The sequence below is a fragment of the Halomonas sp. SIMBA_159 genome (assembly GCF_046536035.1).
Classification (GTDB): domain Bacteria; phylum Pseudomonadota; class Gammaproteobacteria; order Pseudomonadales; family Halomonadaceae; genus Vreelandella; species Vreelandella venusta_A.
In genome coordinates this window covers 1-268 of sequence record NZ_JAWJBT010000694.1, presented here as the reverse complement: position 1 = coordinate 268, position 268 = coordinate 1, and the positions used below count along the sequence as shown (strand labels likewise).

The following is a 268-nucleotide window of genomic DNA, read 5'->3' as shown; positions in this document are numbered from 1 at the left end:
GTAATACTGCTTTGTTTCAGTAATGTCCTGAATATACCCATGCCAGAGCGTGCTGCCATCCGGCATCCGCTCAGGTACAGCCCGGCCCGCCAGCCAGGACAGAGCACCATCATCGCGGTACACCCGGTACTCATGCTGCCACATGCTTAACTCCCGGCTGGACAACTCTATACTGGCAGCCAAAGCGGGTAAATCAGCGGCATACAGTTTAGCGAACACTAAACTGGCATCATCTTTTACCTGCTCCGGCGTCACACCATATATCGCT

Annotated in this window: 1 pseudogene; it reads right to left on the bottom strand. The window is 53.7% G+C overall.

Annotated features, from left to right (window positions below):
* A pseudogene (locus tag R0J87_RS20975) lies at positions 1–255 on the bottom strand (hypothetical protein); the annotation flags it as partial.
* Positions 256–268 lie beyond the last annotated feature (13 nt).